Here is a 23,934-nt window from a genome sequence, read left to right as displayed (position 1 = left end):
AATGGCTGTATTAGCTAACAACGCCTCCGGCTCCGTTCCCGACACTTCGTCGGGAACGGGGCCGTTGGCCGTTTCACACGAGAATCGCACCGGCCCTTCCTCCATCCTCCTGCCGTTGGTGCCCACCCCTGCGCCCACGGCCGGCGGCTCGGCCCAGGCGCAGGACCCGACCCTTGTCGCTGGAACCCTGGGCGGCGCCGTCGTGCGCCGTTCGGTGCTCCCCGGCGGTGTGCGTGTCCTCACCGAGGCGATGCCCGGCCAACGGTCGGCGACCATCGGATTCTGGGTGGGCGTCGGATCCCGCGATGAGGCGGCGGGCCAGCACGGCTCAACCCACTTCCTGGAGCACCTGCTCTTCAAGGGCACCACCCGACGCACGGCACTCGACATTGCCGAGGCGTTCGATGAGGTGGGCGGGGAGTGCAACGCTGCCACGGCGAAGGAGCACACCTGCTACTTTGCCCGCGTGCTGGACGCCGACCTGCCCATGGCGATCGACGTCATCGCTGACATGGTGACCAGCGCGGTGATCGACGCCGACGAGCTGGAGCAGGAACGCGATGTCATTCTCGAGGAAATCGCCATGGACAGCGACGACCCCGCCGACGTCGCGCACGAAGAGTTCGTCGAGGCGGTCCTGGGGTCACACCCACTGGGCCGGCCCATCGGCGGCACACCCGAGGCGATCAAGGCGGTACCCCGCGAGTCGGTCCTGGACCACTACCGCAGGTACTACCGTCCCTCCGAACTCGTGGTCACCGCAGCAGGCGGACTGGACCACGAGGTGGTCTGCTCCCTGGTGCTCGACGCGCTGCGCACCGCCGGATGGACCCTCGACGAGGATGCGCTGCCCGTTGCCCGGCGGTCCGATACGCCGGTCGCCATCGAGAGTACCGGCGGGATCCGAGTGATCCGCCGCGCGGTGGAGCAGGCGAACATCCTGGTGGGCTGCCCATCGATTACCGCGACCGACGAGCGGCGGTTCGTCATGAGCGTCCTGAACGCTGTGCTGGGCGGGGGAATGTCATCGCGGCTGTTCCAGGAGATCCGGGAAAAGCGGGGACTGGTCTACTCGACCTACTCTTTCTCGGCCTCCTACGCGGATGCCGGGTACTTCGCGATGTACGCGGGCTGTTCCCCAGCGAAGACCGGGCAGGTGATCGACCTGCTCGGTGCCGAACTGGACCGGCTCGCCGCTGAGGGCATCTCAGCCGACGAGCTGCGCCGCGCGGTTGGGCAGCTCTCCGGGGGCATGGTGATGGCGCTGGAGGACAGTGGCTCGCGGATGTCGCGGCTGGGCAGGGCTGAACTGGTGTCGGGGGAGTTCCTGGGACTGGACGAGGTGCTGGCCCGGATCAACGCGGTCACCGGGGATCAGGTGCGGGAACTGGCGGCCGAGCTGGCTGCCGCTCCGCGCACCATCACGGTCGTCGGACCGTTCGACACACCGACGGACTTCGGTCACTAGCGGTCCTGCACAGAATCTTCGAACGCGCCCCTGTTCAGCAGGGGCGCGTTTGAGGATCATGACTGAACGGTGTGACAGGGCGCGAGCGGGGTGCCTCTAGCTGCCCTCGGTGTACTCGTACCAGCCCTTCCCGGTCTTTCGGCCGTAGTGCCCGGCTTCGTAGAGCTCGGTAAGGGCCGGATGCGGCAGGTCGGCGGGATCCCCGGTCTCCTGATGATGGGCCTGCCTGATCAGGTAGGCGACATCGAGGCCCACCAGGTCCATCAATTCGAAGGGGCCCATGGGGTGACCCAACGCAGTCTTGGCCGCCGTGTCAATGTCTTCAAAACTCGCTATGCCGCCGTCGTACAGTTTCAGCGCCTCGGTGCGCAACGCGCCCAGCAGGCGGTTCGCGACGAACCCGGGGATCTCGCGGTTGATCAGGATTGGCGCTTTGCCCAGCCGTGCGGCGAGGCCCATTGCGGTGTCCACTGTCTGCTGGGAGGTGCTCTCGTGGCGCACCACCTCGACGCATTTCATGACCAGGGCTGGATTGAAGAAGTGCATGTTGCAGACCCGGTCCGGGCGCCCGGTGGCATCCGCCACTTTCGATGAGCCCAGCGTGGAGGAATTGGTAGCCAACACTGCATGGGCTGGTGCGTACTCATCGAGTTCCCGGAAGATCTCCCGTTTGATATCCAGTTTTTCCACTGCTGCCTCGATGACGAAGTCAGCAGTCGAGGCGGCATCCCTGAGGCTGGTGGTGAAGCTCATCCGGTTCAACGCAGCGTCCGCTGCGCCGCGTTCGAGGCGGCCTTTGGCAACGCTGCGGTCGAGCCGCAGTGAGAGCTCCTCACTCGCCGGCGCCAGCATCCGCTCCGAGATGTCCTGGACGGTGACCTGATACCCGGCCAGCGCGCCGACCAATCCGATTTGGGAGCCCATGGCGCCCGCACCCACGACGAGGATGCGGTGAATTTTCTGAAGATCAGGTGTCGTTTCCATAGCTACTTTCCTACGTATCTGGCTGAGCGTTTTTCGAGGAATGCTGCGGTGCCTTCTGCTTTGTCCTGGGTGGTGTACAGGAGCGACTGCGCAAGCCGCTCCAGGAGAAGCCCGGTCTGCTGATCGGTGTCAAAGCCGTGTTTCACCACCATTTTGGCCAGGCGGACTGCCAGCGGACCCTTCGCCAGGATGGTGTCGGCGGTTTTCCTCACCGTATCCATCAGGTCCGACGACGGGACGACGTCGGTCACCAGCCCCATGCCCAGAGCCTCGGGTGCGTCAACCAGCCTCCCGGTCAGGATGAGTTCCACGGCGCGCCCCCGGCCCACCAGCCTCGACAACCGCTGAGTTCCACCCGCGCCGGGAATGATGCCAAGATTGGTTTCCGGCAGGGCAAACCGGCTACCTTCTACCGCTATCCGGATGTCACACGCCATCGCAAGTTCGAGCCCCCCACCGAGCGCATACCCGTTGATGGCGGCGATGGTCGGCAGCTCGTAAGCCTCGATGGTGTCGTAGAGCCGCTGCATCCTGCCGGAGAGGCCATCAACCAGGGTGTAGTTGGCTAACTGGTTGATGTCGGCGCCAGCAATAAACGCCTTCCCCCCGGCACCGGTAAAGATCACCGCGCCCACTCCTTCGTCGTCAAGGAAGAGGTCCAGGGCGCCGGCGATCTCGTCCAGGACAACCCGGTTGAGGGCATTGCGGCTCGCCGGGCGATTGATGGTGATGATGCCCAACCCGTTGATGGACTCGGCGCTGATCAGGGTGAATTCCATGACGGCGCCTCTACCTGAACGCAGGAATGCCGGTGAGGTGGCTGCCCAGAATCAGGGTGTGCACCTCATCAGTACCCTCATAAGTGCGCACACTCTCCAAGTTGTTGGCGTGGCGCAGTGGCGAATAGTCGAGGGTCACGCCGTTGCCGCCCAGAACGGTCCGAGCCTCGCGTGCGATGGCGATGGCTTCCCGCACATTGTTGAGTTTGCCTACTGAAATCTGTTCAGGCCGCAGGGTGCCTGCGTCCTTTAGCCGGCCGATGTGAATGGCGAGCAGGACACCCTTCTGGATTTCCAGCACCATGTTGACCAGTTTCTCCTGGGTGAGTTGATAGGAGGCAAGCGGCTTGTCGAACTGCAGACGTCCCTGTGAGTAGTCCAGTGCGGCCTGGTAGCTGTCACGGGCCGCACCCATGGCACCCCAGATAATTCCGTACCGCGCCTCGTTCAGGCAGGAGAACGGGCCGCGCAAGCCTTTTGCCCCGGGGAGGATTGCGGTGTCGGGGAGCCGGATATCCGTCATGACGATGTCGCACTGAACCGAGGCGCGCATGGAGAGCTTGGAGGTGATTGGGGTTGCCACGAAGCCGGGGGAGTCAGTGGGCACCAGGAACCCGCGAACACCGTCGTCCGTCATTGCCCAGATCACAGCCACCTGGGCAATAGACGCCAGACCAATCCAGCGCTTCTCGCCACTGAGAATCCAGGACGCTCCCTCCTTGCGGGCGAACGTCTTCATGGCGGATGGGTCGCTGCCTGCGGTTGGCTCCGTGAGACCGAAGCAACCGATCGTGCGGCCGGTAGCCATGGACGGCAGCCAATGATTCTTCTGCTCTTCGGAGCCCCACTTGTGGATGGCGCTCATCGCCAGTGAGCCCTGCACACTGACGAGCGTCCGGATGCCTGAATCACCGGCTTCCAGTTCCATGGCGGCCACGCCGTATTCGACAGCCGTGCGCCCGGGGCAGCCGTACCCGTGAAGGTGCATGCCCAGCACTCCCAGGTCACCGAGCTCGTGCATTATTTCGGTGGGGAAGGAAGCGCTCTCGTACCACTGGGCGATGTTGGGCTTGATCCTGGTGTCCACAAAGGCCCTGACCGTCGCCTGAACGGCTAGCTCCTGGGTACTGAGTAGTCCGTTGAGCTGCAGGACGTCGGAGGTGTCGGGGACGTTCGCGACATCCGGTAGTGCCGAAGCGACAGGGGATTCGTTGAGTGCTGCCGTCATGGGGGTCTCCTTCAAAAATGTAGTGACTGCCCTCACTCTCTCAGGAGTATTACAGCTAATCCAATACCAAAGCCGGGCATCATTGATACCCAATCGAAAACAAATCTTCGAGAGGGCGTCCTGTCCATCACTTCATTCAGGGTATGAATCTCCGGCGAATTAGGTATTGGAAGTATGGGTGACCCTTCTGGGAGAGTGACGTAGATAACACTTTCAGGCAACTGGTCCATGGCAGTAAGGCATATCGCCGGCAGCCGGATCTCCTAGGGGCTTTCAATGAAGAAAATCTTGACCTGTACCGTGCTGGCCGGAGTCCTCGTCGCTGGCATCGTTACCAGCAGTTCGCCCGACAGCCGCGCTGACCCGAATTCCCAGCTGGTGATGACTACCTACGGTGTGGGAACCGGAACCTACAACGACCTTGCCGCTGTATCGGACAGTCTCACCCGTGTGCAGGGCACCCAGGTTCGTATCCTCACCTCCGACACATCGATCGGGCGGGTTGCTCCACTGAAGGCTGGCAGCGCTCAGTTCAGCCGGATGGGGGACGAATACTACTTCGGATTCGAGGGCATCCAGGACTTCTCCAGCGAGAACTGGGGCCCCCAGGATCTCCGCGTGGTGTGGGCACCCATGGGAAATTATGGGCTGATGACCCGCACCGACGCTGGCATCGAAACCTTCGAGGACCTCAAAGGAAAAAAATTCCCCCGGGTCACAGCCAATACCTCAATTAACCTCAAGCTGGAGGCCTACCTTGCCTACGGCGGCCTGACCTGGGATGACGTCGAACCCGTCGACGTAAGTTACAGCGACCAGACCGAGGCGCTGAAGACCGGTCGGCTGGATGTCCTGTTCAGCAGTGCCTATGGCTCCAACCTGGAAGAGCTCGCCAGCACGGTGGACGTCGACTGGATGAGCATGAACGACGATTCCCCCGAAAAGATGGCAGCCGTCAACGCGATCGCCCCGATGGTGACCATCGGCGAGTTTTCGGGAGCCCCGGGAATGGAGGAGGGGGACTCGGCAAAAAATTTCGCCTACACCGTCCCGATCTCCACCTATGCGCACACCGATGAGCAGCAGGTCTATGACCTGGTGAAAGCCATGGACGAAAACTTTGACCGCTATGAAAACACCACACCGTCCGCTGGTGAGTTTGCCCTCGACAAGGTGCTCACCGAGCCCCTGGTGGTCCCGTTTCATCCCGGGACCGTGAGGTATCTCGAGGAACAGGGCATGTGGACCGAAGAGGCTGAACAACGCAATGCCGAACTTGTCGAACGGCAGGCCGCATTGCAGGAAGGCTGGGAAACATTCATCGGACCGGCTGACAAGGAAAACCTGGCCCAGGAATGGACCGCATGGAAGGAAGAACACCTTGACGATTGAGACTGCGCCTCCCGCTGGGACGACAACCGATGCGCCGCCGCGGCTGAACGGCCCCTGGCGGGCAGTGGTGGTGGTGTTCACTGTTCTCGGCATCCTGCTCTCAATGAACCAGGTGTTCTTTTGGGATCTCTTCGGTGTCACACTGCTCACGCACGCCTATCTGTACTACATGCTGACCTGCTTCCTGGCCATCGCGTTCATCATCTTCCCGGCGTCAAAGTCCGTGACGTTGCCGGCCGCTGACGATGGTGTCGGGCCTCGACCAAGGCCTGCCGCGCTGGCCTGGTACGACGTCGTTCTGTTCGCCGCGACGCTGGTGGTCACCGTCTACTTCGGCGTCAACGCCGAGACCATCCTGAATCTGGGATGGGATTACGCGGCGCCGCCGCTGGCAGCCGTCTTCAGCGTGGTGCTGTGGGGGCTGGCGATCGAGGCATTGCGGCGCACAGCCGGGTCAGCGGTTGCGGTCATCGCGTTCCTGTTCTCTGTGTATCCGATGTTCTCTTCCCGGATGCCCTTCGGATTTCTGCAGGGCATCTCCCATGATTTCCGGACCACAGCCCAGATCCATGCGGTGGGCGTCGAAGGGATCATGGGCCTGCCGCTGCAAACCGCAGCCAGCATCCTGATCGGATTCCTGCTCTTCGGGGTGATTCTCCGGCACACCGGCGGATCGACGTTCTTCCACAATCTGGCCCAATCCCTGTTTGGTGGTGCACGCGGCGGCGCCGCCAAGGTGTCGGTGGCCAGCAGCGCGTCCATGGGCATGATGAGCGGCAGCGCCGTCTCGAATGTGCTCACCACCGGGCCCATGACCATCCCGGCCATGATCAAGGCCGGGTTTTCGCCCCGGTACGCAGGGGCGGTTGAGGCCACAGCGTCATCCGGCGGATCCATTACCCCGCCGGTGATGGGCACCGCGGCGTTCCTGATGATTTCCTTTGTGGGTGTCCCCTACAAGGAAATTCTGATCGCCGCGACTATTCCCGCAATCCTGTACTACGTGGGCATCTACCTTCAGATTGATGCCTATTCCTCCAGGAAGGGCCTGGCGGGGCTGCCGAAGTCCAAACTGCCCAGGTTTGGTCCGGTGATGGCCTCGGGCTGGCCGTACCTTGCCTCACTTGTCATGTTGACCGCCCTTCTGGTGGTCACCACGGAAACGCAGGCACCGTTCTGGGTGGCCGGTGCCCTGGTGGTCTACGGGATGGTCAAGCGGGAGGGCAGGCTCACGCCACGCCGGTTCGTCGATATGCTTTTCGACTGCGGCAGGACCATCAGCGAAATCCTGGGCATCATCGCGGGGGTGGGGCTCATTGTTGGCGGGCTCAACATGTCCGGGGTAACTCTCTCACTGGCCAGGGAACTGCTGGTCCTGGTCGGGGACAACGTGGTGCTGATGCTCATTGCCGGTGCCGTGACCTGCTTCATCCTGGGCATGGGTATGACCGTTTCCGCGGCCTACGTGTTCCTGGCAATTGTCATGGTCCCCGCCGTCGTCGAACTCGGTATCGATCCGATCGCAGCCCACCTGTTCGTCATCTATTGGGCCGCAGTCTCCTACATCACGCCGCCGGTGGCGCTCGCGTCGTTTGCCGCCGCCGGGATCGCCGGTTCCGACCCGATGAAGACCAGCGTCTCCGCAATGAAGCTGGGGGCAGTGAAGTACATCGTGCCGTTTGGGTTTGCGCTGAATCCGGCGCTGGTTGCCCAGGCCCCGTTGCCGGAGATTGTGATGGCGTTCAGTCTCAGCCTGATCGGTGTCTACGCTCTGGCCTGTGCCTTCGAAGGGTGGGTGCTTGGCATGGGCCGGCGGTTGCCGATGCTGCTGCGCGTCGTCTCAGCTGTCGCCGGTGTCAGCCTGATGATGCCGGGAGTGGCCGCCGCGGCCCTCGGTGGGGTGCTGCTGGGTGTGGTTTTACTCCTGACCTTCATTGCCCTCCGCAAGGACGGACAAACCCCGACGGCGGCGGCGCCCACCCACGCGGAGGGCCGGCTGCAGTCGCTCTCAGAGTAAACACTGGAGGTGCGGCCTGGGCGGGATTCGGCCCGCTCAGGCCGGGGACGGCTCCGGCGAAGGCATCAGGGCCTCTGAAAGGCGCAGGACCTCGCGCAGCGCTGGACTGCTGTCATCGCTGCGCCAGATCAGACGCAGCAGGATGGGTTCGGCCGGATCCTCAAGGGGGACAAACACCACCCCCGGGTAGGACACGTTGTCCGGGACAGAGGACACAGTAAGGGCGCAGCCGATGTCTGCGGCGACCAACGACAGCAGCGTGGACGTATCGGGTGCAGCCTGCACGATCGAGGGCACAAAGCCAGCACCGTGGGAAAGCCGATCGAGATGTTCCCTGAGGACTGCCCCCGGGTCCGGCGGCAAGGCAACAAAATCCTCGGTGGCAAAATCTGTCATCCGGACCGACGTCCGGTGAGCCAGCCTATGGTTTGACGGCAGCGCAATCACCAGAGTCTCCCGGGCCACGGTCCGCGATTCGATCCCCGAGGGTAGGAAGCTCCACCGGCCCAGGCCGATGTCCATGGTGCCCGCAATGACCTCATTCAAGGCAGGGACGGCGTAGTAGGAGCTGTATAGCTCAATGTCGATTCCGGGGTGGGTCTGCCTGACCAGCTTGGCCAGCTTGCCCACCATGACGTGGGAGGACACACCCGCGAAAGCCACCCGGACCCTCCCGGTCTCACCCTTGCCTGCCGAAGTCACTGCCGATCGCGCCCTGCGACAGGCTGACATGATCTCCTCTGCCGGGGCCAGCAGCGCCTGGCCCGCAGTCGTGAGTTTCACGCTTCGGGTGCTGCGCTCAAAAAGGGTTGCACCCAGCTCGCGTTCAAGATTCTTGATGGTGCGGCTCAGTGGTGGCTGGGCGATGTGCAGACGTTCCGCGGCACGGCCGAAGTGCAGTTCCTGGGCGACGGCGAGGAAGGCGCGGACTTGCTGTATTTCCATAACCCTGAATTATTGTCGGCGTTGCTACCACGAGTCAATGATTGGGGCTGAAAAAGCTATCAATCATTGAGCTATCGGTGTGAAGTATGGGGAAGAGTGTCAAGAGATTATTCCTGAAATCGTAAAAATAGTCGACACAATTTGTATTGGACGCGAGCTTGGGCCTCTGCGAGGGTGGTGACATACGACACATGTGATGGAGGATCAACTATGGCGGAAGCTGCAGCGGACACGCTGAACGAAATCTTTGGACGCACCGGGAGTGGTCCGCTGAGCGGAGTGGTCGTTGCGGATTTCAGCAGGGTGCTGGCGGGTCCGTACTGCACGATGCTGCTCGCCGATATGGGCGCCACAGTGATCAAGGTCGAGTCTCCGGACGGGGACGATGCCCGGACCTGGAAGCCGCCGGTACGCGACGAGGAGAGCACGTTCTTCCTCTCCGTCAACCGGAACAAACACTCGATCACCCTGGACTTCAACGAGCCCTCGGACCTTGCCCTCGCACAGCAGCTGGCCGCCCGGGCCGACATAGTCGTCGAGAACTTCAAGCCCCATGGACTGGAGCGCTACGGTCTCGACTACGCCGCGATTGCCGATCTCAATCCCACGGTCATCTACGCCTCGATCACGGGCTTCGGAACCGGTGCGGGCGCCGCGCTCCCCGGTTATGACCTCCTGGTGCAGGCGGCCTCCGGGATGATGAGCCTCACCGGCGGCCAGGAGACGGAACCGTACCGTGCCGGGTTGGCAATGTTCGACGTCATCACTGGCTTGCACGCCAGCACGGGAATTCTTGGAGCGCTCCATCACCGCACCACCACCGGGGAAGGGCAGCGTGTGGAGCTGAATCTGCTGTCCTCAGCCCTGTCGGGGATGGTCAACCAATCCGCGGCCTATGTCACTGGCGGTGTCATTCCCACCCGGATGGGTAACGAACACCCCAGCCTCTACCCCTACGAGCCGATGCTGACCGGTGACGGCCGGCTGGTCATCGCCGCAGCCAACAACGGCCAGTTTGCGCGGCTCTGCGCCGTGCTTGAGGTACCCGAACTGGCGCAGGACCAACGGTTCTCCTCCGCGGAGCAACGCAACGCTCACCGGTCGGAGCTGCGCATCCTCCTCGAAGTGCAGCTGGCAGCCCGCTCGGCCGAGGAATGGTTCCCCCTCCTTTCCGGTGCGGGGTTGCCCTGTGCGCCCATCCAGGATGTGAAGGGCGGGGTGGACCTTGCCGACAGGTTGGGCCTTGATCCAGTGGTACTCCCGGGCGAGAACGAACGACAGATTCCGACCGTTCGACACCCGGTGAGTTTCTCCCGGACGCCTGCCACCTACGATTTGGCTCCGCCGATGCTGGGCTCCAGCTCGGACCTGGTGCGCGGCTGGCTTGCCCAGCAGCTCACCGCAGCCCGCTGAACTTTCCCAGACCCGACGACGACAGATGAGGACCCCATGAGCACTACCGCCCAGAGCGCTGATCCCGTGAACGTTGACTACTACCTTCTTGATGAGCTCCTGTCCGAGGAGGAGGTGCTGATCCGGAAGAAAGTCCGCGGCTTCGTCGATACATCGGTGCTTCCGGTGATCAACGACTACTGGGAAGCTGCGCAGTTTCCCTTTGAACTGGTCCCCGGCATTGCCCAGCTCGGAATCGTTGGTTCCACCATCGAGGGCTACGGTTGCCCCGGGCTGAGCAGGCTGGCCGCGGGAATGGTTTCCGTTGAGATGTCGCGCGGTGACGGCAGCCTCAATACGTTCATCGGAGTGCAGTCGGGGCTGTCGATGGGCACCATCAACATGCTCGGCAACGAGGAACAGAAGCAGCGGTGGCTGCCCGGCATGGCAACGCTGGACAAGATTGGCGCGTTTGGCCTGACTGAGCCGGACCATGGGTCGGACTCGGTGGCGCTTGAAACCACAGCCCGACGGGAAGGTGAGCACTACGTCCTGAACGGCCGCAAGCGGTGGATCGGGAACGCCAACATCGCCGACGTCGTCATCATCTGGGCGCGCGATGAAGCAGACAACAAGGTCAATGGCTTCATTCTGGAAAAGAATGACGACGGCACCTACCCGGATGGATACACCACCGAACTCATCACCGGAAAAATCGGCAAGCGGGCCATCTGGCAGCCCGATGTGATGATCGACAACGTCCGCATCCCGGCCGAGAACAAGCTCGCCGAGGCTCACTCCTTCAGGGACGTGACCCGGGTACTGACGGCAACCCGCAGCGGGGCATCCTGGGAAGCCGTGGGCCACGGCATTGCTGCCTACGAAGCTGCGGTTTCTTATGCCACGCAGCGGGTGCAGTTCGGCAAGCCGATCGCGGGCTTCCAGCTGGTGCAGAACAAGCTCGCCAACATGCTCTCCGAGCTGACAGCGATGCAGTTGATCTGTTTCCGCCTTGCCACCCTCGCGGATCAGGGAAAAATGACCAGCCCCATGGCCTCACTCGCGAAGATGCATACCGCCCAGAAGGCTCGCTGGATCTGTCTGCAGGCCCGGGACATTCTGGGTGGGAATGGGTTGCTGCTGGAAAACCATGTGGCCCGCCACATGACCGACATGGAGGTGGTGCACACCTACGAGGGGACCGACTCCATCCAGTCGCTGCTGATCGGGCGCGACATCACCGGCATCTCCGCGTTCGCCTGACCCCGCCCATCCAGCCAACACCTCAACCAAGGGACACCCAATGAATGAAGCTTTTCTTGTCGGAGGAGTGAGAACTCCTGTCGGCCGTTATGGTGGCGCCCTGTCATCGGTGCGACCGGATGACCTTGCGGCTTTGGTGGTCCGGGAGTCCCTGCAACGTGCGGGCGTGGACCCGCAGGCCGTCGACGAAGTGATTCTGGGCTGCGTCAACCAGTCCGGCGAAGACAACCGGAACGTGGCGCGGATGGCAACGCTACTGGCCGGGTTGCCGGACACGGTTCCCGGCCTGACCGTCAACCGGCTGTGCGCGTCAGGGCTGAGCGCCATTTTGATCGCCTCCCAGATGATCAAGTCCGGTGCCGCTGATGTGGTCATTGCAGGCGGGGTGGAGTCCATGACCCGCGCACCGTGGGTGATGGAAAAACCAGTGAAGGCCTTCGCCCGGCCCGGCGAAATTGCTGACACCTCCCTGGGTTGGCGATTCACCAACCCGCGCTTCAGCGACCAGCAAAAGCTGTCGATGCCGGAAACCGCTGAAGAAGTGGCGTCGCTGGATGGCATCACCCGGGAAGATGCTGATGCGTTCGCGGTGAAATCCCATCAGAATGCCCTGGCGGCCATTGCTGCGGGGCGGTTCACCCAGGAGCTTCTGCCCGTTGAAACGAAGACCGGCGTTGTCGACCAGGACGAGGGTCCCCGGCCAGGTACATCGCTGGAAACTTTGGCCTCGCTTCGTTCGGTCGTGCGGCCGGGCGGGATCGTCACGGCAGGAAACGCGAGCTCACTCAACGACGGGGCGTCCGCCATCGTCGTCGCCAGCGAGAGCGCGGTGAAGCGGTTCGGTCTGGTTCCCCGGGCACGCGTCGTGGACGGCGCATCAGCGGGAGTGCCGCCGGAAATCATGGGCATCGGTCCGGTACCCGCGACGGAGAAGGTGCTTTCCCGGGCCGGCTGGGGGATCGACGACATCGGTGCGGTGGAGCTCAATGAGGCGTTCGCCACCCAGTCGTTGGCCTGCATCCGCAGGCTGGGTCTCGACCCGGGGATTGTGAACAGCGACGGCGGCGCCATCGCCCTCGGGCATGCGCTGGGTTCATCGGGTGCACGGATCGCTATCACCCTGCTCGGACGGATGGAACGCGAGCAGGCGGACCGGGGGCTCGCGACCATGTGCGTGGGGGTCGGCCAGGGCACGGCGATGCTGTTGGAGCGCGTCTAGCGCGTGGTCCGGGGGTGGAGACGGGCTGAGGCTACCCGCCGGCGAAGGGCGGCAGGATGTCCAGGACGTCGTCGGCGGTCAGCACCCGACCGCGGTCCCGGAGGGCCACCTCATTCAGGAGGAAGCTGCTCCGGGCGAGAACTTCGGGCATCGCCGGCCCGCCAGCCCGAACCGGCTGCGGGTACCGGGCGGTGATGCGCTCGAGCACCGTGTCGAGCGACCCTGCTGCGAGGTCGAGGCGCTCTTCTGCAACACCGGCTGCGGCTTGCGCGGCGCCGAAATATCGAACCAGCATCTAGCCGCCTATCGCGCTCATGCTGCGGTCCGGCTGGACGAAGTCCTCCGAGCCGAGTCCCACATGGCCCATCCCGTGGGCTTTCGGCTTGGCCCACATGGCGTCCTGCCAGCGGGCGGCGATGGCGTCGTCGTCGGCGTCTGAGCGCAACAGGTCCCGCAGATCGGTCTCCTCGCGGGAGAACAGGCAACTCATGATCTTCCCCTCGGCGGTGACCCGGGTCCGCCGGCAGTCGGCGCAGAACGGCTCGGTGACGGAGGCGATAATGCCAACGGTTCCGACGACGATGTCCGGCGCAGCGATCCGCCGCACCTCCCAGCGTTCGGCGGGGGCGCCGTCACGGTTGCGCGGATCGGAGGTGAGCACGAACTGCTGCTCCAGCAGGGTCCGCATTTCCAGGGCGGTGATCATGCCGTCCCGGGTCCAGCCGTGGTCGGCGTCGAGGGGCATCTGCTCGATGAAGCGCAGCTCGAAGCCCTTGGAGACGGCCCACTCGAGCAGGTCGGGTGCCTCATGGTCGTTGATGCCGCGCATCAGCACAGCGTTGATCTTGACGAGGCCCAGCCCCACCTCAGCTGCTGCCTCGATGCCGCGCAGCACCCGGTCGAGGAACGGGCGCCGGGTCAGCTGGGCGAACGTGTCGGGGTGGAGCGAATCCATCGACACATTGATCCTGCTCAACCCTGCATCCTTGAGCGCCTGTGCCTTCTTGTCCAGTCCCAGCCCGTTGGTGGTCATGGAGATGGGAAGATCCGCGTGGTTGGCGCGGATGTCGCTGATGATCTGCAGCAGGTCGGCGCGGACCAGCGGCTCACCGCCGGTCAGGCGCAGCTCGCGGACCCCGAGCGTGTCGACGCCGATCCGGACCAGCCGGACAATCTCCTCCCGGGAGAGAACCGCCGATTTCTGCAGCCAGTCCAGGCCCTCAGCGGGCATGCAATAGGTGCAGCGAAGATTGCATTTGTCGGTCAACGACAGGCGCATGTCAGTGGCCTTGCGACCAAAACTGTCCATGAGCCCCGGCCCGGCATCCGTGGGACGCTGGACCCCGATGTGCGGCATACCCAGTTCAATTCCCATTTTTCGAGATTACGCCCTTTCAGCTGAGCCCACTATTCGGTGGGGGCTTATTCTCGCCTGGCGAACTGAAGGGCGGTCGCAGACGTTGGGCTAATGACGATAGAAGAGACAGGACGGTGCACCGGTATGGGACGGATCAACGGGTGGGCGGCACTGTCCGGGCTGGTTGCGGTGGCGATCGCAGTGATCGCCGCCGAACTGACCGCCGCTCTGGTCAGCCCGTCGGTCTCCCCGGTGACAGCGGTCGGCTCAACGGTGATCGACGTGCTGCCGCCCGGCGTCAAGGACTGGGCGATTGAGACGTTCGGCACGGCCGACAAACTGATCTTCCTGATCACCATGTTTGTGATCATTGCGGGGGTGGCCGCCGGAGCCGGAATCCTTGAGTACCGGTGGCGTCGGAGCGGCGCGGCCCTGGTGCTGGTCTTCGGGCTGGCGGGCATCGCCGCCGTCGCTGCGCGGCCGCAGTCCTCGACCGCCGCGTTCGCAGCCCCGGTGGTGGCCCTGGTGCTCGGCGTCATGTTAGTCACCGTCCTGACCGACCGGTTGGTGGCCTGGCAGCCCCGCCGGGCGGCCGACGTCGGGACCCCCGGACCGGTGGCACGACGAAGGTTCCTCCTGGGTGTGGGCGTGGGCGGCGCGGTGGCGGCACTCGCGGGGACGGCCGCATCCCTGGTCCGGAACAGCCAGTCGCTCGTGACGCAGGCCCGGGACCAGATCCGGCTACCGGCACCCGACGCCGTCGCGGGACGGGCCGCGGCGGTCATCCCGGCGGGCGCGGATCTCGGGGTCGACGGTGTCCCGCCACTGGTGACGCCCAACGACAACTACTACCGGATCGATACCGCACTGGTGGTGCCGGTGGTGGACCCTGGCACCTGGCGGCTACGGGTCACCGGGATGGTGGACCGGGAGGTCGAGCTGACCTTCGACGAACTCCTGGCCAAGCCCCTGGTCGAAAGCTACATCACCCTCGCCTGCGTTTCGAACGTGGTGGGCGGTGACCTGATCGGCAACGCCAAATGGCTCGGCTGGCCGGTCCGCGAACTGCTGGCCATGGCGGGTGTGCAGGATGGGGCCGACATGGTGCTTTCGCGCAGCGTCGACGGGTTCACCGCCAGCACCCCGCTGGACGCCATGACTGACGACCGGGACTCGTTGATCGCCATCGGGATGAACGGTGAAACCCTCCCCGTTGAGCACGGCTTCCCCGTCCGTCTGGTGGTTCCCGGGCTGTACGGTTTCGTCTCGGCGACCAAATGGGTGACCGAACTGAAGGTCACCAGGTACGACGACGACGTCGCCTACTGGTCCACCCGTGGCTGGTCCGAGCGGGGCCCGGTGAAGACCTCGTCCCGGATCGACGTGCCACGGGAACGGTCGAGCGTGGCCGCGGGAACGGTCCAGATCGCCGGATACGCGTGGGCCCAACACCGGGGGATCGAAGCGGTCCAGGTGAGGGTGGATGAGGGATCCTGGCAGCCCGCGGCGCTGGCCGCCGAAATCTCACGGGACACCTGGCGGCAGTTCAGCGCCGCTGTGGACCTGGCCCCCGGATCCCATACGGTGCAGGTCCGCGCCGTCGACCGTACCGGAGCCGTGCAGGTGGACCGCGTGGCGCCGGTCACACCCGACGGCGCCACGGGTCTGCACTCGGTGACCTTCACTGTTTCCTGAGGGAGCCCGGATCTCCTGTCTTTTACGTCTCGCCTCATCCCAGCCATCGCCGTCGGCAGGGCCTAGGGTGGAGATCCAGAGGCAACCGTCACGGCAGGTAGGGATCCCATGATCAGAAGCGTCGAGGAACACCAGCAGGCAGTGCTGGGACTGCTCCGCTACAGCAGCAGCTACCCGGCTGATAGCCGGACGGACCAGGACGGCGGCGGAACCGAGCTCCCGCTGGCGGCCGCCCGCGGCCGGGTGCTCGCCGTCGACCTGCAGGCTCCGGTCAGCCTGCCCCCGTTTGATAACTCGCAGATGGACGGGTACGCGGTCCACGTCGACGACCTGAACCCAACCGGTGGCACGTCAGGACGAAGCCTGAGGGTGGGAGCGCCCATCCCGGCGGGCATCGAACCGCCGGACCTGGTGCAGGGGAGTGCGGCGCCCATCATGACCGGCGCGATGATCCCGGGAAACACCGGTGCCATCGTCCCGATCGAACGGGTCACCCCGGCCCAGTTCTACTCAGCGGCCGACTACGAGGCGGACACCGAACTCGCCGTCGACCTACCCGAAACCGTGGAACCTGGTGCCTACATCCGCCGTGCCGGCAGCGACATCCCCACCGGCACCACCGCCCTGACCGCCGGGACGCTCCTCGGCCCCGCCCAGCTGGGCCTGCTCGCCGCCTGCGGAATCGCCACGGTCCCGGTGCGCCGCCAGTTCACCGTCTTGCTGCTCACCACCGGGGACGAGGTCCAGGAACCCGGCAGCACCCGGCAACCGGGGAAGATCTTCGACGCCAACACCACCCTGTTGGAAACCGCACTCCTCGATGCGGGCGCCGCAGTGATCAGGCACCGGCTGATGGATGACAATCCCACGCTGCTCCGGGAAGCGCTGGCGGCCGTCGCGGACAGCGGCATCCACCTGATCCTCACCACCGGCGGCATCAGCCAGGGTGCGTACGAGGTGGTGAAACAGGCGCTGGCCAACAGCAGCGTCGAATTCCTCTCCGTCACCATGCAGCCCGGCGGGCCGCAGGCGTTGGGAACCATCGGCGGTGTGCCGTTCCTCGGATTCCCGGGCAACCCGGTCAGTGCCCTCGTATCCTTCGAGATGTTCCTCCGGCCGGCCCTCACCGCCGTCGCCGGTGTCCCGCACCCCCGGGTGGTCCTCACCGCTGCCCTTGAGGAGGAGGTGAGCTCGCCGGAAGCCAAACACCAGGTCCGCCGTGGCTGGTATACCCCCCGCGCAGCAGCCGGTGAGCCGGTGGGTACGGTTAGGCTGGTGGGTGGCCCCGGATCACACCTGATCCATGCGCTGGCCGAATCGAACGTCCTGGTCCAGCTGCCCGTCGGCACCGGAAGCCTCGCGGCGGGGGACCTGGTCTCCGTGTGGCTCGTCGACGGGATGCACGGCGCGCCGTCGTTCGGGATTCCTGCAGCGCACCCGCTCGCTGTGGCCGGGCCCGGGAACACCTGAGCGTGGGAAGACCCCCTCACCGAGAACTGATAAGGACAGCATGACCGAGAACACCAGCCCGGCGTCACTGAGCCACGTCCGGGAGGATGGCAGCGCGCACATGGTCGACGTTTCGGCGAAGGCCGAAACCACTCGCGAAGCCACCGCACAGGCCGTCCTGCACACCACAACGGAGGTGGTCGGACTGATCACCGCCGGTGGCCTGCCCAAGGGCGACGCTCTGGCTGTCGCCCGGGTCGCCGGCATCATGGCCGCCAAGCAGACGTCCTCGCTGATCCCGCTCTGCCACCCCTTGCCGCTGAGCAAAATCACCGTGGACTTCGACGCCCGGGACGCTGCCGTGACCATCAGCTGCGCGGTCAAGACCACCGCCGTCACCGGCGTCGAAATGGAAGCCCTGACCGGGGCGTCGCTGGCGGCTCTCGCCCTGTACGACATGATCAAGGCGGTGGACAAGCGGGCGGTCATCACCGACACGAAGGTCCTGGCGAAGTCCGGCGGGAAAAGCGGGGACTGGACGGCATGAGCGCCCAGCGCACCGCAGCGGTGATTATCGCGTCCACCCGTGCCGCAGCCGGCATCTACCAGGACGAGTGTGGTCCTCTCATCCAGAGCTGGCTCGTCGATCACGGCTTCGCACCCCAGCAGACCCGGGTGGTGCCCGACGGCGACCCGGTGGGTCAGGCGATCGGCGCCGTTCTTGGCGATTCGCCCTCAGTGGTGATCACCAGCGGCGGTACCGGTCTGAGCCCGGACGACGCCACCCCCGAACAGACCGAGCCGTACCTGCAGCGCCACCTGCCCGGGATCATGGAAGCCGTTCGCCGGCGGGGGGCCGAGAAGGTTCCGACAGCAGCGCTCAGCCGCGGCTTCGCCGGAACCGTAGGCCGCACCTTCGTGATCAACCTGCCCGGGTCACCCGGAGGGGTGCGTGACGGGCTGGCCGTGCTCGAACCAATGCTGGGGCACATCTGCTCCCAGCTGGAAGGAAAAAATGAACACTAGCCACGTGGTGCATGTGTCCCTGGCGGCCGGGCCCATCAGCCTCGACGCCGCCCTGGCGGAGGTCGACTCCCCGGACTGCGGTGCCGTTGTGGGTTTCGGTGGAGTGGTAAGGAACCACGACGGCGGCCGGGATGTCACCTCCCTGAGCTACTCGGCCCACCCGAGCGCCGAGCGGATCATCGCGGACATCGCCGACACCATGGCCGCCAAATACGAGGGCGTCCGGATCTGGGTAGCGCACCGGATCGGACCCCTGGTGATCGGTGACCCTGCCCTGGTGGCAGCGGTCGCGTCCCCGCACCGCGGCGAAGCCTTCGCCGCCTGCTCGGAACTGGTGGACACCGTCAAGGAGCAGGTTCCCATCTGGAAGGAACAGTTCTTCACCGACGGCACCGTCGAATGGGTCGGCGCCGGCGGCACGGACACCGCCGGGGGCACGGACACCGCCGGCGGCACCGGGACTGCCTCCTGACCCAAATGGGCAGGGGAGTAGCCGTTCAGTAGGCTGGGGTGTATGACTGAACAACTTGCCGTGGCCGTGCTGGGCGCCACCGGACGGATGGGGTCGGAGGCCGTCAAAGCCATCGACGCCGCACCGGACCTGGACCTCGTCGCAGCCCTCGGCCGCGAGGATTCGCTGGACACCCTGGTTGCGTCGGGAGCGCAGTGCATCGTCGACCTGTCGGTCCCCGATGCCACATTCGACAACGTGGCGTTCGCCGTCGAGCGTGGCATCCACGCGGTGGTGGGAACCACCGGGTGGGACGAGGCGCGTCTTGAGCGGCTTGCCGCACTCCTCGCCGACCAGCCCGCCACGGGCGTGCTGATCGCCCCGAATTTCGCCCTCGGTTCAGTGCTGGCCAGCGCCTTCGCTGCCCGGGCGGCACGCTACTTCGAGTCGGTCGAGATTGTCGAGCTTCACCACCCCGACAAGGTGGACGCGCCCTCGGGCACAGCAGTCCGGACCGCCGCCCTGATCGCACAGGCACGCCGGGAAGCCGGGGTCCCGGCGAGCCCCGACGCGACCACCAGCGAGCGCGCCGGTGCCCGCGGAGCCGACGTCGACGGCGTCCGGGTGCATTCGGTGCGCCTGCGCGGCCTGGTGGCGCATCAGGAGGTGCTGCTCGGCGGAGTCGGGGAACAGCTCACCATCCGACACGACTCGTACCACCGTGAGTCCTTCATGCCCGGCGTCCTGCTGGGCGTCCGCACCGTCCCCTCCCGCCCCGGCCTGACGGTCGGGCTGGACGGCTACCTCGATCTGGAAGCGTGAAACCCCGCATGGCTGAACCCGTTGGATTTCTGGGCACGGTGAAGCGCCACCGCGCCAAAGTAGGGGTGGCCCTGGTGAGCCTGCTGCTCATCTTCTGGCTGGTCATCGCTCTGCAGCGCAGCGTCATCCTGCTCACCGACCCGGACCTGGTGGCGAAAGCCCTCGGGGTGGCGTACCTGCTGCTGCCCCTGATCGGCGGCTGGGCCATGATCCGTGAACTGCTGTTCGGCATGCAGACCTCGAAAATGGCCACCGAGCTCGACGCCGAGGGAGGTCTTCCGATCGACGACCTGCCACGGACCCCCGCCGGGCGGATTGTCCGTGCCGCAGCCGACGAACGGTTCCCCGCCTACCAGGCGGAGGTGGAGGCGGCGCCCGAGGACTGGCGCAGCTGGTTCAGGCTGTCCTGCGCTTACGACGCCGCGGGCGACCGGACCCGCGCCCGCCGGTCCATGAGGACTGCCGGAAAGCTGTACAAGACGGCCCAGTAGCTGCGCTCCGGCGCGGACACCCCGGTTTCGGGCACACCACTTACTTACTGTTGAGTCCCGACCGCGCCGCCCGGGACGCGCCCGAGGTCAGCAGTTCCAGCGGCCCCCGGGCGTTGATCCTCAGAAACAGAATGCCGAGGATGACAAACACCAGCACCTGTCCCCAGTAGACGAGGGACGGGTCGGGCGCGGGTTCCTGGGCATCGACCACGCTCATCGTCCAGACATGCATGGTGTAGAGGGTCAGGGTCATCGCACCGGGCCCGGACAAGGGCAGCAACACCGACTCGTATCGGCGGGTGGCGAGCAGGCACAGCCCAATGACCAGTGCGGAAGTGCCACCGGTGTGCAGCAGGTCCAGTGGAGATCCCGAGTGGGGGGCGCTGACAGCCAGCCACCACCAGGAGCCGGACTGGTCCACCCCGGTCAGGCTGACATTCATCATCGCCCCCAGGGGGTATCTGCTGCCGTCGGGGGTCTCCAGCAGGGCAGCCAGGCCGCCCAGGGGCCCGAGCAGGTAGCCGCTGACCAGTTTCGCTGCGACGGCCACCGCAGCGCCTCCGGCCAACAACCCCAGCTGCACCCGGAGGTCCAGCAGCCGCAGGCGGCCGATCACCATCCCGATCAGGAGGTAGCTCAGCCACTGCAGCGCCGGGTAGTACCCGGTCACCGTGATGTCAGCCAGCAGCGTCGCTGGCTGCAGCAGCGTCTCGAACAGGGGATTACCGCCCACCGAGGACGGCGAAACCGTCTCGGCGATCCACGGACGGAGCAGGTACGCGACAACCGGGGACAGGAGGGTCCAGCCGATCGCCCACCAGGCGAGCTGCCTCACGGGCAGCGACACGAACGGCAGCGCGATCAGGAAGAGCACCCCATAGTGGAACAGGATGATCGCGATGTTGGTTTCCAGCCCGCCCAGCATCAGGCCGATCGCCATGATCACCGCCGCACGGGCAGCGATGCCCCGCCGGCCCATCGACAGCCTCTGGCGGTGGTGGACCCGGTCGCCTCCGGTCAGCAGGGCCAGGCCAAGACCGGCGACGACGGCGAACAAGGCCGACGCCTTCCCGGAAAAGACCAGTGCCACCCAGGAGGCATCCGCGGTGCCAGCGATGTACAGGGGAAATATGTGGGTGCTCATCATCCCGAAGAGGGCAATACCGCGGGCGGCGTCGACCCCGATCAGACGCCGGGAGACCTTGGGGGATGCCATGATCTGATCGTCTCACAGCGGCCCTGACTGCCGCGGCGGAAGGGCGCAGCGGCGACTTAACAGTTTCGAACCGGGTAACGTTTTACCCATGGCCCTCACCAATTCCCAGACTCTTCCCTTCGGCACCCTGGTCACCGCGATGGTGACCCCGTTCCATCAGGACGGCAGCGTCGACTTCGACGCCACCGCCCAGCTGGCCACTGCGCTGGTCGACGACGGCTGCGATGGTCTGGTGATCTCGGGCACGACCGGTGAAACCTCAACCCTTGAGGATCAGGAGAAGGAAGACCTGTTCCGGGTGGTCGTGGAAGCAGTGGGCGGACGGGCGAAGGTCATCGCCGGTACCGGCACCAACCACACCTCCCACTCCGTCGAGATGGCCCAGCGCGCCGCCCGCGCCGGCGTCGACGGACAACTGGTGGTCACCCCGTACTACAACAAGCCCACCCAGGCGGGTGTGCTGGCCCACTTCGAGGCCGTCGCCGGGGCCACCGACCTGCCGATCATGATCTACGACATTCCGGGCCGGTCGGGTATTCCCATCCACACCGAAACCATGATCCGGTTGGCCGACAACCCGAAGATCGTGGCGCTCAAGGACGCCAAGGCGGACTTCGCCGAAATCACCCGCGTGCTCGCCAACACCACCCTCGACGTGTACTCGGGCGACGACGGCCTCACCTTGCCATGGATGATCGCCGGCGGTGTCGGGGTGGTCAGCGTGAGCGCCCACGTTGCCACCGCACAGTTCCGGGCCCTGGTGGACGCCGCAGCCGCCGGTGACGTGACCACCGCCCGCCGCATCCATTTCGAGCTGGACCCGGTGGTCCGTGCCGTCATGACCCACATTCCCGGTGCCGTGTCGGCCAAGCAGATCCTCAAGATGCAGGGCCTCATCCCGAACGCCGTCGTTCGGCTGCCCCTTGTGGGACCCTCCGCCGTCGAAATGGAAACCGTGCTCGCCGACCTTGCCGAAGCGGGGATGAACTTCGCCCGCCCGCGCACCAGCCGCCACAATGGAACGCCGGCATGACGGTTTCCGCTGCCACGGCGCTCATCACCCCGCCCGACCTCGCAGCGGGGGTGCTGCGCATCGTCCCCCTGGGTGGTCTCGGTGAAATTGGCCGGAACATGGCGGTGTTCGAACTGGACGGCAAGCTGCTCATCGTCGACTGTGGTGTGCTGTTTCCCGAGGAAACCCAGCCCGGGGTCGACCTGATCCTCCCCGACTTCTCCTACATCGAGGACCGGCTCGACGACGTCGTCGGCCTGGTCCTGACGCACGGCCATGAAGACCACATCGGCGCGGTGCCGTATTTGCTGCGGCTCAAGAAAGACATTCCGCTGATCGGCTCGCAGCTCACGCTGGCCCTGATCGAGGCGAAACTCCAGGAACACCGGATTACTCCCTACACCCTCACGGTCACCGAGGGCCAGATCGAACAGTTCGGACCGTTCGAATGCGAGTTCGTGGCCGTCAACCATTCAATCCCCGACGCCCTGGCGGTCTTCATCCGCACCACGGCGGGGAACGTCCTGCACACCGGCGACTTCAAGATGGACCAGCTGCCGCTCGACGGGCGGATCACCGACCTGCGGGCGTTCGCCCGGCTGGGCGAGGAGGGGGTCGACCTGTTCATGGTCGATTCCACCAACGCCGACGTGCCTGGATTCACCACCGCGGAGCGCGAGATCGGGCCGGTACTGAACCGGTTGTTCGGCCAGGTCAGCAAGCGGATCATCGTCGCCTCGTTCTCCTCCCACATCCACCGGGTGCAGCAGGTCCTGGACGCCGCCGAGGCGCACGACAGGAAGGTGTGCTTCGCCGGACGCTCGATGGTGCGGAACATGACCATCGCCGCAAAACTGGGCTACCTCAGGGTTCCCGAGGGGATCCTCGTGGACATCAAGAACGTCGACGCCCTCCCTGACCACAAGGTGGTGCTCATGTCCACCGGATCGCAGGGCGAGCCAATGGCCGCCCTGTCCCGGATGGCCAACGGCGACCACCGGATCACCGTCGGCAAGGGCGACACGGTGATCCTGGCGTCCTCCCTGATCCCCGGCAACGAGAACGCTGTTTTCCGGGTCATCAACGGGCTGCTGAAACTCGGCGCCGACGTCGTCCACAAGGGCAACGAAAAGGTGCACGTCTCCGGCCACGCAGCCGCCGGGGAACTGCTGTACTGCTACAACATCCTCAAGCCCCGCAACGTGATGCCGGTGCATGGGGAGACCCGGCACCTGATCGCCAATGCCCGGCTCGCCGAGCAGACAGGTGTGCCCGCCGAGAACGTGCTGCTGACCGACGACGGGTCGGTCATCGACCTGGTGGACGGTGTCGCCCGCATTGTGGGGTCCGTGGAGTGCGGGTTCATCTACGTGGATGGGTCGAGTATCGGGGAGATCACCGACGCCGACCTGAAGGACCGCCGCATTCTCGGCGAGGAGGGGTTCATCTCCATCGTCACGGTGGTGAACCGGAGTACCGGCAAGATCGTCTCCGGACCGGACATCCACGCCCGCGGATTCGCCGAGGACGATTCGGTGTTCGACGAGATCAAGCCGAAGCTGAACGCGGCCCTCGAGGAAGCGGTCATGAGCAACAAGGACCACTCGGTCTACCAGTTGCAGCAGGTGGTCCGCCGGGTGATCGGCACCTGGGTCAACCGCCGCTACCGCCGTCGGCCGATGATCATCCCGGTGGTCCTGGAGGCGTAGAGCCGTTCGGCCCTGCCGC

The 23,934-nt window shown here is 65.2% G+C and carries 22 protein-coding genes; 15 read left to right on the top strand and 7 right to left on the bottom strand.

Translation table 11 applies throughout. The features are described 5' to 3' along the window. Position 1: 1 nt before the first annotated feature. The gene (locus tag H4V95_RS13145; RefSeq protein ID WP_209730839.1) at positions 2-1,468 is read left to right on the top strand and encodes a pitrilysin family protein; all 1,467 of its coding nucleotides are present in this window, start codon (positions 2-4) and stop codon (positions 1,466-1,468) included. A gap of 96 nt (positions 1,469-1,564) precedes the next feature. Here the strand turns inward: H4V95_RS13145 and H4V95_RS13140 are convergent, their stop codons facing one another. From H4V95_RS13140 to H4V95_RS13130, 3 genes are read right to left on the bottom strand one after another with little or no spacing between them, the layout of a single operon-like run. Beyond that, on the bottom strand, positions 1,565-2,452 hold the full coding sequence (locus H4V95_RS13140; RefSeq protein ID WP_209730838.1) for a 3-hydroxyacyl-CoA dehydrogenase family protein: 888 nt from the start codon (positions 2,450-2,452) through the stop codon (positions 1,565-1,567). A 2-nt stretch (positions 2,453-2,454) separates the two neighbouring features. Next, the gene (locus H4V95_RS13135; RefSeq protein ID WP_209730837.1) at positions 2,455-3,231 is read right to left on the bottom strand and encodes an enoyl-CoA hydratase/isomerase family protein; all 777 of its coding nucleotides are present in this window, start codon (positions 3,229-3,231) and stop codon (positions 2,455-2,457) included. Between the two features lie 10 nt (positions 3,232-3,241). After that, complete coding sequence (locus tag H4V95_RS13130; protein WP_196866303.1) at positions 3,242-4,459, bottom strand: acyl-CoA dehydrogenase family protein; 1,218 nt, start codon at positions 4,457-4,459, stop codon at positions 3,242-3,244. A 276-nt stretch (positions 4,460-4,735) separates the two neighbouring features. Between H4V95_RS13130 and H4V95_RS18435 the strand changes: the two genes are divergently transcribed. Beyond that, positions 4,736-5,851 carry a TAXI family TRAP transporter solute-binding subunit gene (locus H4V95_RS18435; RefSeq protein ID WP_245345700.1) on the top strand — a complete coding sequence of 372 codons (1,116 nt, stop codon included), beginning with the start codon at positions 4,736-4,738 and terminating at the stop codon, positions 5,849-5,851. After that, entirely contained in the window at positions 5,841-7,868 is a 2,028-nt protein-coding gene (locus H4V95_RS13125) for a TRAP transporter permease (RefSeq protein WP_243400598.1), read from the top strand. The genes H4V95_RS18435 and H4V95_RS13125 overlap by 11 nt, the downstream gene beginning before the upstream one ends. 36 nt (positions 7,869-7,904) lie before the next feature. Here the strand turns inward: H4V95_RS13125 and H4V95_RS13120 are convergent, their stop codons facing one another. Continuing rightward, the gene (locus H4V95_RS13120; protein WP_209730835.1) at positions 7,905-8,813 is read right to left on the bottom strand and encodes a LysR substrate-binding domain-containing protein; all 909 of its coding nucleotides are present in this window, start codon (positions 8,811-8,813) and stop codon (positions 7,905-7,907) included. A 210-nt stretch (positions 8,814-9,023) separates the two neighbouring features. Between H4V95_RS13120 and H4V95_RS13115 the strand changes: the two genes are divergently transcribed. Genes H4V95_RS13115 through H4V95_RS13105 form a run of 3 tightly spaced genes read left to right on the top strand, consistent with a single transcriptional unit; the run spans position 9,024 to position 12,687 of the window. After that, positions 9,024-10,226 (top strand): CaiB/BaiF CoA-transferase family protein, encoded by a 1,203-nt coding sequence (locus H4V95_RS13115; RefSeq protein WP_209730834.1) that lies wholly within the window; start codon positions 9,024-9,026, stop codon positions 10,224-10,226. 36 nt (positions 10,227-10,262) lie between these two features. After that, positions 10,263-11,468 carry an acyl-CoA dehydrogenase family protein gene (locus tag H4V95_RS13110; protein WP_196866300.1) on the top strand — a complete coding sequence of 402 codons (1,206 nt, stop codon included), beginning with the start codon at positions 10,263-10,265 and terminating at the stop codon, positions 11,466-11,468. A 40-nt stretch (positions 11,469-11,508) separates the two neighbouring features. After that, positions 11,509-12,687, top strand: a complete 1,179-nt coding sequence (locus H4V95_RS13105; RefSeq protein ID WP_196866299.1) for an acetyl-CoA C-acyltransferase — start codon at positions 11,509-11,511, stop codon at positions 12,685-12,687. A gap of 31 nt (positions 12,688-12,718) precedes the next feature. Here the strand turns inward: H4V95_RS13105 and H4V95_RS13100 are convergent, their stop codons facing one another. Both H4V95_RS13100 and moaA read right to left on the bottom strand, forming a co-directional pair. Beyond that, complete coding sequence (locus tag H4V95_RS13100) at positions 12,719-12,982, bottom strand: MoaD/ThiS family protein (protein WP_209730833.1); 264 nt, start codon at positions 12,980-12,982, stop codon at positions 12,719-12,721. Next, the gene (moaA, locus tag H4V95_RS13095) at positions 12,983-14,062 is read right to left on the bottom strand and encodes a GTP 3',8-cyclase MoaA (RefSeq protein ID WP_196866297.1); all 1,080 of its coding nucleotides are present in this window, start codon (positions 14,060-14,062) and stop codon (positions 12,983-12,985) included. A 93-nt stretch (positions 14,063-14,155) separates the two neighbouring features. Here moaA and H4V95_RS13090 point away from each other — a divergent pair, with 93 nt between their 5' ends. The 7 genes from H4V95_RS13090 (at position 14,156) to H4V95_RS13060 (ending at position 19,978) form a co-directional block, all read left to right on the top strand. Next, positions 14,156-15,739 carry a molybdopterin-dependent oxidoreductase gene (locus H4V95_RS13090; protein ID WP_245345699.1) on the top strand — a complete coding sequence of 528 codons (1,584 nt, stop codon included), beginning with the start codon at positions 14,156-14,158 and terminating at the stop codon, positions 15,737-15,739. Between the two features lie 108 nt (positions 15,740-15,847). Further along, the gene (gene glp, locus H4V95_RS13085; protein WP_196866296.1) at positions 15,848-17,209 is read left to right on the top strand and encodes a gephyrin-like molybdotransferase Glp; all 1,362 of its coding nucleotides are present in this window, start codon (positions 15,848-15,850) and stop codon (positions 17,207-17,209) included. A 40-nt stretch (positions 17,210-17,249) separates the two neighbouring features. Then, a complete protein-coding gene (gene moaC, locus H4V95_RS13080; protein WP_196866295.1) occupies positions 17,250-17,735 on the top strand; it encodes a cyclic pyranopterin monophosphate synthase MoaC in 486 nt (161 codons plus the stop codon). After that, positions 17,732-18,214, top strand: a complete 483-nt coding sequence (locus H4V95_RS13075; RefSeq protein ID WP_196866294.1) for a molybdenum cofactor biosynthesis protein B — start codon at positions 17,732-17,734, stop codon at positions 18,212-18,214. The genes moaC and H4V95_RS13075 overlap by 4 nt, the downstream gene beginning before the upstream one ends. Beyond that, the gene (locus H4V95_RS13070; RefSeq protein WP_196866293.1) at positions 18,204-18,686 is read left to right on the top strand and encodes a molybdenum cofactor biosynthesis protein MoaE; all 483 of its coding nucleotides are present in this window, start codon (positions 18,204-18,206) and stop codon (positions 18,684-18,686) included. The genes H4V95_RS13075 and H4V95_RS13070 overlap by 11 nt, the downstream gene beginning before the upstream one ends. 42 nt (positions 18,687-18,728) lie before the next feature. Further along, the gene (gene dapB, locus H4V95_RS13065) at positions 18,729-19,487 is read left to right on the top strand and encodes a 4-hydroxy-tetrahydrodipicolinate reductase (protein ID WP_196866292.1); all 759 of its coding nucleotides are present in this window, start codon (positions 18,729-18,731) and stop codon (positions 19,485-19,487) included. 8 nt (positions 19,488-19,495) lie between these two features. After that, entirely contained in the window at positions 19,496-19,978 is a 483-nt protein-coding gene (locus tag H4V95_RS13060; RefSeq protein WP_196866291.1) for a hypothetical protein, read from the top strand. A 40-nt stretch (positions 19,979-20,018) separates the two neighbouring features. Here H4V95_RS13060 and H4V95_RS13055 read toward each other — a convergent pair whose 3' ends face one another. Further along, positions 20,019-21,194 carry a heparan-alpha-glucosaminide N-acetyltransferase domain-containing protein gene (locus H4V95_RS13055; protein WP_196866290.1) on the bottom strand — a complete coding sequence of 392 codons (1,176 nt, stop codon included), beginning with the start codon at positions 21,192-21,194 and terminating at the stop codon, positions 20,019-20,021. A gap of 88 nt (positions 21,195-21,282) precedes the next feature. Here H4V95_RS13055 and dapA point away from each other — a divergent pair, with 88 nt between their 5' ends. Both dapA and H4V95_RS13045 read left to right on the top strand, forming a co-directional pair. Further along, positions 21,283-22,227, top strand: a complete 945-nt coding sequence (dapA, locus tag H4V95_RS13050; protein ID WP_196866289.1) for a 4-hydroxy-tetrahydrodipicolinate synthase — start codon at positions 21,283-21,285, stop codon at positions 22,225-22,227. Continuing rightward, complete coding sequence (locus H4V95_RS13045; protein WP_196866288.1) at positions 22,224-23,915, top strand: ribonuclease J; 1,692 nt, start codon at positions 22,224-22,226, stop codon at positions 23,913-23,915. The genes dapA and H4V95_RS13045 overlap by 4 nt, the downstream gene beginning before the upstream one ends. Positions 23,916-23,934 lie beyond the last annotated feature (19 nt).

It is taken from the genome of Arthrobacter sp. CAN_C5, from assembly GCF_017875735.1.
Taxonomy (GTDB): domain Bacteria; phylum Actinomycetota; class Actinomycetes; order Actinomycetales; family Micrococcaceae; genus Arthrobacter_D.
This window is presented reverse-complemented; position numbering and strand designations above follow the sequence as displayed.